This window comes from Campylobacter sp. CCS1377, assembly GCF_040008265.1.
Taxonomy (GTDB): Bacteria; Campylobacterota; Campylobacteria; order Campylobacterales; family Campylobacteraceae; genus Campylobacter_D.
The window spans coordinates 473,092-487,794 of the sequence record NZ_CP155620.1; the positions used below are offsets into that span (position 1 = coordinate 473,092).

Sequence of the window (14,703 nt, forward strand, 5' to 3'; positions counted from 1 at the left end):
AGCTTATGAGTGCATGGGAGAATTTGGTATTCAAAATAAAAGATATTTTCGCAAAGGAGATTTTCATAGAACGCATCAAATTTATATATTTAGAGATGATGATGAGTTAATATCATAAGACATCTTGTTTTTGGAGATTATCTTAATACTTTTAAAGAAAAAGCCAAAGAGTATGAAAGTTTAAAAATCAAGCTTACAAAGCTTTATTCTTATGATATAGAAAAATATTGTAATGGTAAAGATGAATTGGTAAAAAGACTAGAAAGTGAAGTTTTGATTTGGCATAAAAAAGCCCTTTCGGGCTTTTGGGTTAGAGTCTTGACTCGTAGCGTCTAAGCATATAAAGTCTTTTAAGCATTTTTTTGCGTGCTGAAATTTTTTGTTTTTTGCGAATTTCAGTCATAGGCTCAAAAAATCTTCTTGCTCTAACTTCAGTTACAATTAGATTTCTATCCACTTGTTTTTTGAATTTGCGATACGCTTCATCAAAAGACTCGTTAGGATGCACCTTGATTCCTGGCACTATCCTCACCACCTTTCTTTAATTTAAATTTGGGACTTAATTTTAACAAATTTTTATTAAATTTAAATAAAAATTGATTATTGTAATGATGAAAAATTTTCTCCGCCAAATCTCAATAAGGCTGAGCCCCAAGTAAATCCTCCGCCAAAAGCATCAAGTAAAATTAAATCGCCTTTTTTAAGTCTTCCTTCCTCATAGGCTTCATTCATTGCCATAGGAATGGAAGCTGCTGATGTATTGCCATATTTTTGTACAGTTACAACGCATTTTTCATCACTTAAATTTAGTTTTTCTTGTACGGCTTTAATGATGCGTAAATTGGCTTGATGTGGGATAAAAAGATCGATATCTGATGCTAAAATTTGATTTTTGCTTAGAATTTCAACTACATCATTGCTAAGGGTTTGCACGGCTACCTTAAAAACTTCGTTGCCCTTCATTTTCATTGCTAGACTGGAACAAATATTCGAACTTGATGAGCGTTCTGTCATTAATAAATCGCCAAATTTTCCATCACTTGCTGTATGCACATCGATGATAGGATTTTGAGTATCTAGGCTTACTACTCCTGCACCAGCACCATCTCCAAAGAGTATACAAATGCTTCTATCGCTGTAATCCATAATTGAACTTGCTTTTTCTGCACCTACGATTAAAACATTTTTTTTTGCACCACTTTCAACCATAGCTTTTGCTAATTCAAGCAAATAAATAAAACCTGAGCAAGCAGCTGAAATGTCAAATGCTGTAATATTTTTAAGTCCCAAATTTGCAGCGATTTTGCATGCGGTTGAAGGCATAGTGAAATAATCAGGGCTAAGCGTTGCTACAATGATAGCATCAATATCACTTGGTTTCAAATTTGCTCTTTGTAAGGCTTTAATGGCGGCTTTTGTCCCTAAATCACTTGCATTTTCATAATCTTGAGCAATGCGTCTTTCTTGAATTCCTGTGCGTCTTTGTATCCATTCATCTGTTGTATCGACAAGTTTTTCTAAATCTTGATTGCTTAAGATTTTTTCGGGCACATATGCTGCTATACTCTTAAGAGAAGCTTTTTTAGGAATTGAGTTGTTTGATTTCATTTTCTATAACTTTATTTATATTAGATTTACTGAATTTAATGGCTTGAAAGATGGCATTTTTAATGGCTCTTGCGTCACTCTTTCCGTGGCTTATAATCATGCAACCGTCAACACCTAATAGGGGTGCTCCACCATATTCTTGCCAATCAATTTGTTTTTTAAGATTTATAAATGCTTTTTTCATCAATAAAGCCCCAAGTGTACTTAAAAAAGATTTTTTAATTTCTATTTTTAGCATTTTAACTATGGCTCCTGCTACGCCTTCGCAAGATTTTAAGATGATATTTCCACTAAAACCATCACAGACTAAAACATCAATATTGCCATTAAAAATATCTCTACCTTCAGCATTTCCGATAAAATTGTGCATATTTTTTAACAGCCGATGGGTTTCTTTTGTAAGCTCATTACCCTTGCATTCTTCTTCCCCATTTGAGAGTAGGGCAACACGCGGTTTGCTTATACCCATTACTTCTTTCGCATAAGCTTCGCCCATAAGAGCAAATTGCAATAAATGTTCGCTTTTGCAATCTACATTAGCTCCAACATCCAAAACCAATGTTTTTCCTTTAATGTTTGGCATTAATGTAGCTATGGCCGGTCTTAATACTCCTTCAATTCTACCGATTTTTAAAGTGGCAAGAGACATACTAGCCCCACTATGTCCAGCAGAAACAACAGCATGAGCTTGTTGATTTTTGATGAGTTCAATAGCTTTGTATATTGAAGTTTCTTTGCGTTTTAGAACATCTGTTGCGTTTTCTTCCATAGAAAAAACTTCATTAGCTTCTTCATAGGTAATAAATTTTTGTAATTCTTTTGGTATTAAGGGTTTTAAAATTTCAGAGTTACCTACTAAAATAGCGTTAAATTCTTCAGATTGTAAAGCTTGTATAACACCATCTATAATAGGTTTTTCTCCAAAATCACCACCCATTGCATCAATAGCAATGTTTATCATTGGATATTAATATTCCTTAGTTGTAGGATTGGCACGATGTGGCATTTTATAGCTTCCATCTTTATCTTTTATAGGCATAGGAAGGCTAACTTTGTAATGAGTTCTTCTTTTTGCTGCACGAGTTTTACTTACTCTTCTCTTAGGTACTGCCATTTTTTCTCCTTATTTTGTATTACATTTTGAACAATAAAAATAATCACTCAAATAAGCTTCAAGCTCACTTATAGCAATTTCTATTAGATCTATTTGTGAATCAAAAAATTCTATTGTATTGCTAAGCTCATTTTCTTGATCTTTGAATATCCCATCGCTTGCAAAGACTTCTATGTCTTCATTTAGTGAAAGTTCTATTTCCTCACCACAGCTATCACAAGGTCTATAAACAAAACCAGACATTATAGCATTTATTTTAAGCAATTTGGGATTAATTTTTGAAATTTTCCCTTCAAAGATAACATTTTCAAGATTTAACTTGAAGGGATAATCTACTGAATTTATCTTAGAAAAAGCTATTTTCATTAACAAATTTCATTTGGTTTAAAGAAAAAGTCAATTTCGATTTTAGCATTTTCTAAACTATCGCTACCATGAACAGCATTTGCATCAATGCTTTGGGCAAAATCTGCTCTGATTGTTCCTGCTTTTGCTTCTTTTGGATTAGTTGCCCCCATTAAATCTCTATTTTTAAGAACAGCACCTTCACCTTCTAAAACAGAAATTACAACAGGTCCGCTAATCATAAATTCAACTAAATCTTTAAAAAAAGGTCTCTCTTTGTGCACAGCGTAAAAGCCTTCTGCTTGTTCTTTTGTAAGCTGAACTTTTTTCATAGCTGCAATTCTTAAACCATTGCTTTCAAAACGATCTAGAATTTTACCTATAACACCTTTTTTAACAGCGTCTGGTTTAATTATAGACAAAGTTTTTTCCATAAATTACTCCTTTTGCAAATTTTGAAATTTAACTAAAATTCTTTTTTAGATTTTTTTAAAGTTTAGAATTATACTGATTTTTTTTTAAAAAAAGTTAAATGATTTTTAGTTATTGAGTATTATGAGTCAATAACTAAAAATTTTGTGTTTTATTTGCAAGAAATTTTTAAGCAAAAACAGGGGTATCTCCGTTTCTCATACTTGCATCAATATTATCACGACTTGGTTGTCCTGAAGCTACATTGCTCCATACTATACAGCCATCTGTTGGGCAAGCACTTGCGCAAGCTGGTTGATCATTGTGTCCTACGCATTCAACACATTTGTTTGCATAGACATAATATCTATCTTCATTTTCTGGGTTATTTGCATCATCCACAATAGCACCCACAGGACATTCATCTATACAAGAACCACAGGCTATACAAATATCTGTAATTTTTACCGCCATCTTAATCTCCTTAATTTTTGATATTGTCAAAAATATTTTAACATAGTATTCTTAAAAAAACTAAAAATTTTGATAATCAAAAAAATATATATTTTGATAATAAATATTAAAATATTTTTATATAATTTTTTAGTATTGATTAGCATTTTTTAAATATTTAATTAAAATATAGTTGAGGCTATAAAATTACTAAAAATTTTTAATGATATAAAAAATTTAAATATATTATAAGATTTAAATGATATAATTTCCTTACTAATAAAATTTATTATTTAGGAGAAAATTATGGTAGTAACTAAAAAAGCTTTGGATTTTACAGCACCAGCTGTATTAGGAAACAATGAAATAGTTGAAGATTTTAATCTTTATAAAAATATAGGCCCAAAAGGTGCAGTTGTATTTTTCTATCCAAAAGATTTTACTTTTGTTTGTCCTTCAGAGATTATTGCTTTTGATAAAAGATACCAAGAATTTAAAAATAGAGGCATTGAAGTTATTGGTGTATCTTGCGATAATGAATTTTCACATTTTGCTTGGAAAAATACTCCAGTGAATCAAGGTGGCATTGGTAATGTTCAATTCCCATTGGTTGCAGATTTAACAAAACAAATCGCTAGAAATTTTGATGTATTATTTGGCGAAGCTGTTGCGTTAAGAGGTTCGTTCTTATTAGATGCTGATGGAACAATCCGCCATGCAGTAGTGAATGACTTACCACTTGGTAGAAATATCGATGAAATGATTAGAATGGTAGATACTATGCTTTTCACAAATGAGCATGGTGAAGTATGTCCAGCAGGTTGGAATAAAGGTGATGCTGGTATGAAAGCAAATCCTAAAGGTGTAGCGGAATATTTAAATCAAAATGTTTCTAAACTTTAATTTTCAAGAAGCCCTTTTTGGGCTTTTCATTCTTTCTTTAATTTGTATTTTTTAATCTTACTTTTAAAATTAATGATATAATCTGATTTATTTTTTTAATATATAAATTATATAAGGATAGTAATGGCGGCAGATGATCAAGAAAAAACAGAAGAGCCCACGAGTAAAAAGATAGAGGATGCTAGAAAAGAAGGCAATGTTCCTAAAAGTCAAGATGCGGCTGCTGTTATAACTTTGATTGTAGCTATTGTGGTTGTTTTGTTTTTGATAGGATTTTTGGGTAATAGAATTGAAAATTTATATAGGTATTATCAAAATTTTATCGGAGTTGAATTTGATATAAGAATTTTACAATCTATAATGATTAAAACAATGTTTGAGCTTATTATTATGCTTTTTCCTATTGTTATCAGTATTATGATAGCTGGAATTGTAGGCAATGTAATGCAGTTTGGCTTTATCTTTACCACAAAGCCTATTACTCCAAATTTGGGAAAGATTAATCCTTTAAAAGGTTTGCAAAACTTATTTTCCTTGAAAAAATTAATAGAATCTGTAAAAATTACTTTAAAAGTTGGAGTTGTTTTTATTATAGCTTTTATTTTTTTATTACAATTTATGAAAGAACTTCCTAAAGTCGAACTTTACAATATTGCTTCGCAAATGATATGGCTTAGAGATAAGGCGATTATTTTGGCTACTATTGTAATCATTGCATTTTTAATTATCAGCATTTTAGATGTTTTTTTAGTGCGTTTTCAGTATTTTAAAAGTTTACGTATGAGTAAGCAAGAAATTAAGGATGAGTATAAACAAATGGAGGGAGATCCCCAAGTTAAAGCTCGAATTCGTCGCCTCCAAATGGAAGCTGCAAGGCGTAGGATGGTGCAAGATGTTGCAATGGCTGATGTGGTGATCACTAATCCTACACATTATGCAGTAGCAATTCGTTATGATAATACCAAAGAAAATGCACCAAAGGTATTAGCAAAAGGAGTTGATTTTTTAGCACTTCGCATTAAAGAGATTGCATATCAAAATAATGTTTTGGTATATGAAAATCCTCCATTAGCAAGAGAGCTTTATAAACTTTGTGATGTGGGAGATTTAATCCCTAGGGAGCTTTTTAAGGCTGTAGCTGAAGTGTTAAGTTTTGTTTACACTTCAAATCGCCAAAAATTTGCAAGTCGCCTTCAATAATGTTTAATCGGTGTTTTTTTGATTAAAATTTTTAATAATTTCAAGTACAGATTTTTGAGTTTGAGTATCTTCTGTATCTATTTTATAGTAAATTTCAACTCTGTTGTTTTCCGTGGATTGTGGATCATTATTTAGAGGTTGATTTACTCCAAAACTTTTGAGGCTAATATTTTTAACATTGACACCACCATTGATAAAATACTCAGCTACTTTTTGTGCTCTTTGATAAGCTAAATTGTAACTTTTTAACGCACTATCGCTATTATCTGTATATCCACGAATTTCGATTTGAACTTGAGTGGGAAGTTTAAGGGTCACTTCAACCATTCTTTTAAGGAAATCATTAACATCATTAGAAACAATATCAGCACTGCCTCTGGCAAATTCTACTCTCGCTGGCAAATTAAGGGCTATTTGATTTTCAGATTGGTCTAAAGCAGCTTTAAGTTTAGCTATGGTTTCTTGTTGGGTTGTTATAAGAAGTTTTAGGGCTTCTAGTTCATCTTTTGGTTTTGTTGCTGCACCTTTATATTGTTTTTGGTTTTGAGTTTCTTGTTCTATGGTTTGAGAGGGAGTGAAGTCAAAAATTTTAATAAATTCAGTTTTTAATGCTTCAACTTTCGCAGGATTGCTTTCAGAAATTGCCCAAAGAGCAATAAAAAGTGCTAAAAGTAAACTTAAAAAGTCTGCATAAGGTACCGCCCATCTTTCTCCAGCTGGACATTGATGTTGTTTGCGTTTTTTGCTCATCTTAAACTCTTATTTATCAAATTGAGAAATACGCACATCATTTTTTCCTAAGAAATTAAATAATTTTGCTTCTAAATCTCTAGGATTCGCGCCTTCAGCTATGCCTTTGATTGCCTCCATGATAACAATTTGTTCTTTAACTAAATCCATTCCATTGGCTTTAAGCTTAGAGCCAAAAGGACCAAAAAGAGCGTAAGATCCAAATATTCCTGTAACTGTAGCGGTAAATGCTCCTGCAATACCCATCGCCATTGCTTGTGGATCTTCAAGTTTTTGCAAAGCAAGCATAAGTCCTAAAACCGCTCCAACAAGCCCCATAGTAGGACAAGTTTCGCCAAATCGTGTCCAGTATTCTGCGCATTCTTTGTAATATTCTTCTAATTCTTCGGTTTGAATTTCCATGCTTTCTTTGATTTCATCAAAATTTTTTCCATCGACCATCATCATCATAGCATTTCTTAAAAATTCGTTTTCAATTTCGTTAGTTCTTGATTCAAGCGCTAAAAGCCCGTCTCTTCTTGCAATGATTGAAAATTCTATCATTTGAGCAATGCGTTCTGGTAAATTCACTTTTGCACCTGTAAATACAATTTTTAATTCTTTATAAGCCGCTTTTACAATTTTTTTATGAGTTGAAGTCATAGCACAAAAGGCTGCGGTAGGGATCACTATAAGAAAGGAGCTTAGATGAATAACATGCAAAGGATTTCCGCCTTCTAAAATATCACCAACGGAAATACTTACAGTAGCTAGAACTATTCCGAGTAAAGTTGAAAGATCCATTAAATTCTCCTTATTTTAAATCGCCCCATTTTTTAGCGATGCTTGAACTTGTTTTTAATTTTACTTTTAATTTTACTATATTTTCCATAATATCACTAGCTTTTTTAACAAAATTTTCACATAATTCATCTTTAATTTCAAAAATTAACTCATCGTGAATTTGTAAAATTAATTTTTTATTTTCATCTAAATCTTTAGCAATTTCTATCATTGCAAGCTTTATAATATCAGCTGCTGAGCCTTGAAGTATAGAATTTATACTTTCTCTTTCATACATAGCCACTTGCATAGGCTTGGCATTTTCAAAGTCAAAATAGCGCCTTCGTCCGCTTAAGGTTGCGATAAAACCATTTTGTTTAGCTTCATTTTTTACTTTTTCAAAATAGTTTTTAATGCTAGTAAAATTTTCAAAATATTTTTCTATATAAGTTTTAGCTAAACTTGCTTCGATTTTTAAATTTTGGCTTAAGGTTTTATAGCCCATTCCATAAATTAAACCAAAATTAATACTTTTTGCCACACTTCTTGTTTCATAATTACTCTCTCCAAATATCATAATAGCTGTTTTTGCGTGTATATCTTCATCATTTTTAAAGGCTTCTAAAAGCTTTTCATCTTCACTAAAATGTGCAAGCATTCTAAGCTCGATTTGAGAATAATCAAGACTTATAAAACTAAAGTCATCTTTAGCTACAAAGCAGGATTTATAGTCTTTTGCATATTGTCCATGTGCAGGGATATTTTGTAAATTTGGATCTTTAGAAGAAAGACGACCCGTGGCAGTGCCAGTTTGTAAAAAACTAGAATAAATTCTTGAATTTTCATCTTTTAAAGCAAGCTTTAACAAAGGCTCACAATAAGTAGAATAAAGCTTAGCAAGCTCTCTATAATCTAGCAATTTAGCAATTACAGGGTGCTTGTCTAAAAGATTATTTAAAACTTTTTCATCGGTAGAATAACCTGTTTTGGTTTTTTTACCACTTGGAAGTTTGAGTTTTTCAAAAAGCACATCGCCTACTTGTTTTGGCGAATTTAAATTAAGTCTATCTTCGCAAAGCGTGTAAATTTCTTCGCTTAAAATTTTAATCTCATTTTCAAATTTTTTCATTAAAATTTCTAGTGCATTAGTATCTATCTTGATACCATTTTCTTCCATCATCATAATGACTTTTATAAACTCAAATTCACAATTTTTCGCAAGTTCTAGCAAATTAGCGTCAAGATTTTTAAGAAAATAAAGATAAAATCTTAAAGTAATATAAGCATCTTCAGCAGCATACTTACAAGCTTTTTCAAGTTCTACACTTGCAAAAGTTTCACCCTTTTTTACCAAGCTTTCAAAATGTAAAGTCTCATAATTAAAAAGCCTTAAAGCCAAATCATCCATATTTACCCTTAAAGATGGATTTTTAAGCCACGCTAAAATCATAGTATCGGCATATTTTAAAGGTACTTTTAAACCAAAATTATTTTCTATGATTTTAAAATCATATTTTAGATTATGTCCTACGATAAAGTGCGAATATATAAGCTCTATGGCTTTTTTAGCACTACTAAGTGAAATTTGCTTGCCAACTCCTAAATAATTATGAGACAATGGCACATAAAAGCTTTCTTCTTCACTCATGCAAAAACTAAAGCCAACAATTTTTGCTTTCTTAGTGTCAAGTCCTGTAGTTTCTGTATCAAAAGCTATAATACTATCTTTAGGGAGTGAATTTAAAATTTCAAAAAGCCTATTTTCATCTTGGATCAAAGTAGCTTTAAAGCCTAAATTTTTATCTTTATTATCAGGGTTTTGACGGAGTTTTTTAAGCAAAGCATTAAGTTCAAAACGCTCTAAAATTTCAAGCACTTTTAAAAGAGGTTCATCGCTTGGGTAAGATGATTTTTCAAGCATATTATCAAAATTTAAATCTTCATATAAAGAGGCAAGTTTTTTACTTAAAAAAGCATTTTCTTTACCTTCTAAAAGCAAATTACGGCTTCTTTCATTGCGTACCAGCATTAAATTTTCATAAATTCCTTCTATACTACCAAATTCATCAAGCAAGGTTTTAGCTCCTTTTGCGCCTATACCTTTAACTCCTGGGATATTATCCGAACTATCCCCACAAAGTGCTAAAAAATCACGAATTTGACAAGGTTTCACTCCATATTTTTCTAAACACGCCACTTCATCATAGTCGTTTTTAGAAATAGGACTATAAATGCTTACTTTGCCATCTTTTATAAGCTGATAAAGATCCTTATCTTGTGTTACTACACGAACAAAAATCTCTTTATCTTTGCAAGTTTTTACAAAAGAAGCGATGATATCATCTGCTTCATAGCCTTCTTGTGAAATGCTAATAAAGCCCATTTTTTCTATCATCTCTATACAGACCGGAATTTGTGCTAAAAGCTCTGGTGGTGGCGGGGTGCGATTTTGCTTATAGTTTGGGTCAATTTCACTACGAAAAGTTTTGCCTTTAGAATCAAGCGCAAAAATAATATAATCACTTTTATGCTCGTTTTTTAAACTATAAATAAAATTAGCAAAACCACTCACCATTCCACTGGCTTCACCTTGAGAGTTTTTAAGTCCTTTAAGGGCATAAAAAAGCCTGAAAAAAAATCCAAAAGTATCAATTATTGTTAAAGTTTTCATTTTTCCTCTGAGTTTGTTTTTGCTTTATTATTCCAAAGATAAGTTTTAAAATAGGTTAAATAGTTTGAAATTAGTATTAAAATTATTTACCTTGTTAAATATGTTTATTTGGAATAATTTTTGCTTATGATTATAATGCAATAGATAATTTAAAATCAAAGGAGCAAGTATGTTTAAAGACATAACGGGGCGGGGTGTAAATACTATAGCTGGTGGAAATATCAATCACTATGCTCTAAATTTGTTCCAGAAAATGTTGAAAGCTTTTTTCTTTCTAGTGCTGCGGAATTTAGAGCTAAGAAAAATAAGGCTATTGATTATCTAAGTGACTTATTAAAAGATATAAAAATTTGAAAGGTGAGAGTATGCAAATTAATTCAAGCTACAATAATGCTTACTATACACGCCAAAATATTGGCGTGGATCAAAGCGTTAAAAAACTGAAAATGTAAAAGAAGATGATGGAATATCAACTTATAAAGATGTAAGGGATAAAGTTTGGGAAGATTATTTAAATGGAAAAATAGATCTTGATGTATTTTGTAGAACCGGAGCCGCATTTTTGACTGCTTCATTAATTGAGGATTATCAAGAAAGCGGTTCTTTAGATAATATTTTTGGAAAAATGAAAAGAGTTCAACAAGAAAGACTTAAAGCAGATACTCCAAGTGAAATTTCGGTGGAAATTAATAAAGATATTTTTGCGTTAAACAATAACTTTAATGCAGTATTGCCAGGTATGACAAAAGAAGAAAATCAAAGACTAAACAATAAAGCAAAAGATTTTCTTTTTGAAATTTTGCAAGACATAAAAGTTTGATTATCTTGCGTGTGGAGAGTTTTATGAAGATTGCAAATGATTGTTTGACTAATGCTTATTTGCAAAAAAGCGAAATTTCAAATCATCGGTAAGAAAATAAAAATTTTTCTGAGATTTTAGAAGATGCCCAAGAAGAAAACAAAAAAGCACCGCCTCATGCAGTAAGTGCAAAAGATGTGGAACTCTTAGGTGGTGCTATGTTTGTTAATGCTGTTAGGCAAACTATGGCAATTCAAGGCATCAACGATCCATCTAAAATCAATTCTGCAATTTTAAGTGAAGTAAGAAGCAAAAGGCATAACCAAAGCGATCCTATAAAGCTTAAAGCAATGTTGGAAAAGGATTTGGAGGTTTTGCAAAGTCCTACGGATATCCAAAAAGGATATTTGATGGGAAAGCCTGAAAGTGAAGCACATTTTAGAGCAAGGAAAAACAAGGCAATTGACTATGTAAAAGAATTACTCAAAAATTTAAAAGTTTGATACAATTAGAAAAATTAAATTTTTAGGATTAAAATTGCTTATATACAGACTGATCAATCATTATAAAAATATTTATTATAGAAGTACTAAAAAATTTATATTGATATGGATCAGTTTTGCTTTAACTCCTTTGGTTTTTAGTTTTATTTTCGATCAAATCGCCATTTATGCTACAGGAAAGTTAAGTGCTGATTTATTGCTTATTTTTTTAAATATTTTTACCATTGTTGTTGTTTTTGCTTTGTTGATATTTTTAACCATTACAATGTGGGCTGCATTTGGACATAAGATTGACATTAAAGAAAAATTTGTAATGATTTTAAGTTCTTATGTATTGATATGGTTTGCTTATGGAAATTTGTATTATTTTTCTTGCGATGTGGATAATTACGATAGGATTTTAAAAGCGGATAAGACTTTAAAATTTGATAAATTACAAGAAGAAAGCATAAAGGTGCAATTTCAAACGCCTATTAAAGGAATAGGAAATTTTTGGCAATGGGACGAAAATTTGGGTTTAAAGTCAGTTAATCGAATTGAAGGTTTTTTAGATTGTTTGTATTTTAGCGGTGTAACTATGTTGACTGTGGGTTATGGCGATATTACTCCTGTGAGTCGTTTGTTAAGATTTTTTAGCATTTTGCAAGGCTTTTTAGGGCAAATTATCGTTGTGGTAGCGATGGGAATTTGGGTTAATCAAATCACTGCAAGAAATAAATCTGCTTAATATTTCATTAAATTTTTTAGGATATAAAAACTCTTATTTATATTTTTTTAAATTTTAATTATTCTTTTGTTACATTAATATACATTTTTTAAACAAGATAAAATAAGTATTTGGATTTTATTACCAAAGTTTGAAAAAGTGCTATACTTTAATTAAGTTTATTGCAAGTGAAAGGAGTTTGTGTGGGTATTCATAGACGCGATTTTCTTAAGGGTGTAGGGCTAAGTTCTGCGGTTTTAAGTATGCCGGGAATGCTTGGTGCTTTTGAAGGCAAGCTTAAAGGTTCTCAAAAATTTGTTAAAAGCATTTGCGAAATGTGTAGCACTCGTTGTCCTATCGAGGCAAGGGTTGATGAGAATAATAGGGTTTTTATTCAAGGCAATATTTATTCCAAGGCAACAGAGGGTGGAATTTGTGCTAGAGGAGGATCGGGTGTAAGTCAGCTTGTGGATCCTAAGCGTTTAGTAAAACCTTTGATGCGTGTAGGTCAAAGAGGTGAGGGTAAATTTAAAGAAGTAAGCTGGGATGAAGCTTATGAGTACATTAGTGTTAAGCTCAAAGAAATTAAAGAAAAACACGGTGCTAAAAGTGTGGCTTTTGCAAGTAAAACAGGACCTGATCAAACTTTTATGAATCAGTTTGCCTATGGTTTTGGTACACCAAATATTTTTGATCACGGCAACACCTGTCCTTCTGGCTATGCGACAGCTTTGACAAGTGTTTATGGTAGTGGTTCGCTTAGTAGAGATTTCGCAGATTGTAAATTTATGTTAAATTTTGGACATAATGTTTATGAAGGTATGGTAATCTCTTATGCAAGAGGAGTTACTAAGGCTTTAGAAAAGGGATGTAGACTTATTTCTTTAGATCCTCGTTTTTCGGTTCTTTCTTCTAAAGCAGATGAGTGGATACCTATTCGCCCAGGTAGTGATGCTGCGTTTATGATGGCTTTTATCCATACTTTAATTTTTGAAGAGCTTTATGATAAAAAATTCGTTCAAAAATACACTGTAGGTTTTGAAAAACTTAAAGAAAGTATTAAGGATTATACTCCAGAGCGTATGGCTAAAGAATGCGATGTTAGTGCGGAAAAAATCATTTCTTTGACTAGAGAGTGTGCTTCTTATGCGCCACATTGTATGATTGATTTTGGTCATAGAGCAACTTTTACTCCAGAAGAAATAGAATTTAGAAGAGCCATTGCTATTGCTAATGCTTTGCTTGGAAATATAGAAACTAAAGGCGGTTTGTATTTTCCTAAGGGTGCTGCTTTGTATAATAAAATCGCAGGTCAAAAGGTTGCTCCAATTATTAAGGGTTCTATTTTACCAAAAGTGCCCGAGCCAAATGAGCCACGCATTGATGGAGTGGATATTAAAGGTGGAGAATTTAGCAAAATTCCAAAAACCAGAGGAATTTATAGTAAGGTTTATGAGACTATTTTGAATGAAAAACCTTATGCAATACACGGGCTTTGGATTACAAGATCAAATCCAGTGATGACTGTAAGTAATTCAGATGAAGTGGTGAAAGCGCTTAAAAAACTCGATTTGTTTGTATGCGTAGATGTTTATATGAGTGATAGTGCACAATATGCGGATATTATTTTGCCAGAATCAACTTATTTAGAAAGGGATGAGCACTTCTTATCTGATGACGGCAAAAATCCTGGCTATCAAGTGCGTCAAAAGGTAGTAGAGCCTATAGGTGATACAAGAGCTTCGTGGAGAATTTATAAAGAATTAGCACAAAAAATGGGCTTTGGTGACTTATTTCCTTACAAAGATATTGAAGATTTTAGAATGCAACAAGCTTATGAATATCCTGAAGAAATTTATGAGCTAAAAAGCAAAGGCTTAACAAGTTATGGCATACCGCTTTTAGCACGCGATAAAGAAAGTATTGCAAAATTTGTAGAAAAATATCCAAATTCTAAACAATTTTTAGATGAAGATGGAGAATTTAGCGAAATTCTAAAATGTAAAACAAAAAGCGGGAAAATAGAGCTTTTTGATGAGGTTTTAGAGCAAGCTTGTGGGCGCGGAGCTTTAAAATACAATGATCCTAAATTAAAAGGCGATTCGCAGTTTTATTTTATACAAGGCAAAGTTGCTGTGCATACAAATGGGCATACAGCTAATGTTCCATGGCTTAATGATTTAATGGATAATAATGCCGTGTGGATCAATCAAAATGTTGCAAATAAGCTTGGACTCAAAAAAGGTGATAGTATAAAAATTAAAAGTGAAGTTGGAGAACAAATTGCACAAGTATTGCCTACAGTCGGTATTAGAGAGGATACTTTGTTTGCGTATTTTGGTTTTGGACATACGAGCAAATGGCAAGAAATTTCTTATGGCAAAGGAATGAATGCAAGTCATCTTTTAAAAAATATTATTTCTCCTGTGAGTGGCAATAATGTCCATACCATAGGTGTTGATATAGAAAAAATATAGG

The 14,703-nt window shown here is 31.7% G+C and carries 16 protein-coding genes; 6 read left to right on the plus strand and 10 right to left on the minus strand.

Going from position 1 to position 14,703, the window contains the following annotated elements:
- Positions 1–310: 310 nt before the first annotated feature.
- The 7 genes from rpsU to AAH949_RS02420 form a co-directional block, all read right to left on the minus strand.
- Positions 311–523 (minus strand): 30S ribosomal protein S21, encoded by a 213-nt coding sequence (gene rpsU / locus AAH949_RS02390; protein ID WP_009649620.1) that lies wholly within the window; start codon positions 521–523, stop codon positions 311–313.
- A 77-nt stretch (positions 524–600) separates the two neighbouring features.
- Positions 601–1,608, minus strand: coding sequence for a beta-ketoacyl-ACP synthase III (locus AAH949_RS02395; protein WP_134238509.1), 1,008 nt, complete (start codon positions 1,606–1,608; stop codon positions 601–603).
- Positions 1,583–2,569: a phosphate acyltransferase PlsX gene (plsX, locus tag AAH949_RS02400; RefSeq protein WP_348518874.1), complete on the minus strand. Its 987-nt coding sequence runs from the start codon at positions 2,567–2,569 to the stop codon at positions 1,583–1,585. Before plsX ends, AAH949_RS02395 begins: the two co-directional genes overlap by 26 nt.
- Positions 2,570–2,575: 6 nt before the next feature.
- Positions 2,576–2,722: a 50S ribosomal protein L32 gene (gene rpmF / locus AAH949_RS02405; protein ID WP_002858674.1), complete on the minus strand. Its 147-nt coding sequence runs from the start codon at positions 2,720–2,722 to the stop codon at positions 2,576–2,578.
- Positions 2,723–2,731: 9 nt separating this feature from the next.
- Complete coding sequence (locus tag AAH949_RS02410; RefSeq protein WP_134238507.1) at positions 2,732–3,088, minus strand: hypothetical protein; 357 nt, start codon at positions 3,086–3,088, stop codon at positions 2,732–2,734.
- The gene (ndk, locus tag AAH949_RS02415) at positions 3,088–3,501 is read right to left on the minus strand and encodes a nucleoside-diphosphate kinase (RefSeq protein WP_134238506.1); all 414 of its coding nucleotides are present in this window, start codon (positions 3,499–3,501) and stop codon (positions 3,088–3,090) included. Before ndk ends, AAH949_RS02410 begins: the two co-directional genes overlap by 1 nt.
- Before the next feature lie 166 nt (positions 3,502–3,667).
- Entirely contained in the window at positions 3,668–3,952 is a 285-nt protein-coding gene (locus AAH949_RS02420) for a 4Fe-4S binding protein (RefSeq protein WP_134238505.1), read from the minus strand.
- 285 nt (positions 3,953–4,237) lie between these two features.
- Here AAH949_RS02420 and AAH949_RS02425 point away from each other — a divergent pair, with 285 nt between their 5' ends.
- Both AAH949_RS02425 and flhB read left to right on the plus strand, forming a co-directional pair.
- Positions 4,238–4,834 carry a peroxiredoxin gene (locus tag AAH949_RS02425; RefSeq protein ID WP_134238504.1) on the plus strand — a complete coding sequence of 199 codons (597 nt, stop codon included), beginning with the start codon at positions 4,238–4,240 and terminating at the stop codon, positions 4,832–4,834.
- 123 nt (positions 4,835–4,957) lie between these two features.
- Positions 4,958–6,034 carry a flagellar biosynthesis protein FlhB gene (gene flhB, locus AAH949_RS02430; protein WP_134238503.1) on the plus strand — a complete coding sequence of 359 codons (1,077 nt, stop codon included), beginning with the start codon at positions 4,958–4,960 and terminating at the stop codon, positions 6,032–6,034.
- Between the two features lie 3 nt (positions 6,035–6,037).
- Here the strand turns inward: flhB and motB are convergent, their stop codons facing one another.
- The 3 genes from motB to polA are packed head-to-tail and all read right to left on the minus strand — an operon-like array spanning position 6,038 to position 10,217.
- Positions 6,038–6,784 carry a flagellar motor protein MotB gene (motB, locus tag AAH949_RS02435; RefSeq protein WP_348518875.1) on the minus strand — a complete coding sequence of 249 codons (747 nt, stop codon included), beginning with the start codon at positions 6,782–6,784 and terminating at the stop codon, positions 6,038–6,040.
- A gap of 9 nt (positions 6,785–6,793) precedes the next feature.
- The gene (motA, locus tag AAH949_RS02440; protein ID WP_348518876.1) at positions 6,794–7,567 is read right to left on the minus strand and encodes a flagellar motor stator protein MotA; all 774 of its coding nucleotides are present in this window, start codon (positions 7,565–7,567) and stop codon (positions 6,794–6,796) included.
- A 10-nt stretch (positions 7,568–7,577) separates the two neighbouring features.
- On the minus strand, positions 7,578–10,217 hold the full coding sequence (polA, locus tag AAH949_RS02445; RefSeq protein WP_348518877.1) for a DNA polymerase I: 2,640 nt from the start codon (positions 10,215–10,217) through the stop codon (positions 7,578–7,580).
- A gap of 562 nt (positions 10,218–10,779) precedes the next feature.
- Between polA and AAH949_RS02450 the strand changes: the two genes are divergently transcribed.
- The 4 genes from AAH949_RS02450 (at position 10,780) to phsA (ending at position 14,702) form a co-directional block, all read left to right on the plus strand.
- On the plus strand, positions 10,780–11,037 hold the full coding sequence (locus AAH949_RS02450; RefSeq protein ID WP_348518878.1) for a hypothetical protein: 258 nt from the start codon (positions 10,780–10,782) through the stop codon (positions 11,035–11,037).
- 197 nt (positions 11,038–11,234) lie between these two features.
- Positions 11,235–11,519 (plus strand): hypothetical protein, encoded by a 285-nt coding sequence (locus tag AAH949_RS02455; RefSeq protein WP_348518879.1) that lies wholly within the window; start codon positions 11,235–11,237, stop codon positions 11,517–11,519.
- Positions 11,520–11,553: 34 nt separating this feature from the next.
- Entirely contained in the window at positions 11,554–12,246 is a 693-nt protein-coding gene (locus AAH949_RS02460; RefSeq protein ID WP_208335063.1) for a potassium channel family protein, read from the plus strand.
- Positions 12,247–12,428: 182 nt separating this feature from the next.
- Positions 12,429–14,702: a thiosulfate reductase PhsA gene (gene phsA / locus AAH949_RS02465; RefSeq protein WP_348518880.1), complete on the plus strand. Its 2,274-nt coding sequence runs from the start codon at positions 12,429–12,431 to the stop codon at positions 14,700–14,702.
- Position 14,703 lies beyond the last annotated feature (1 nt).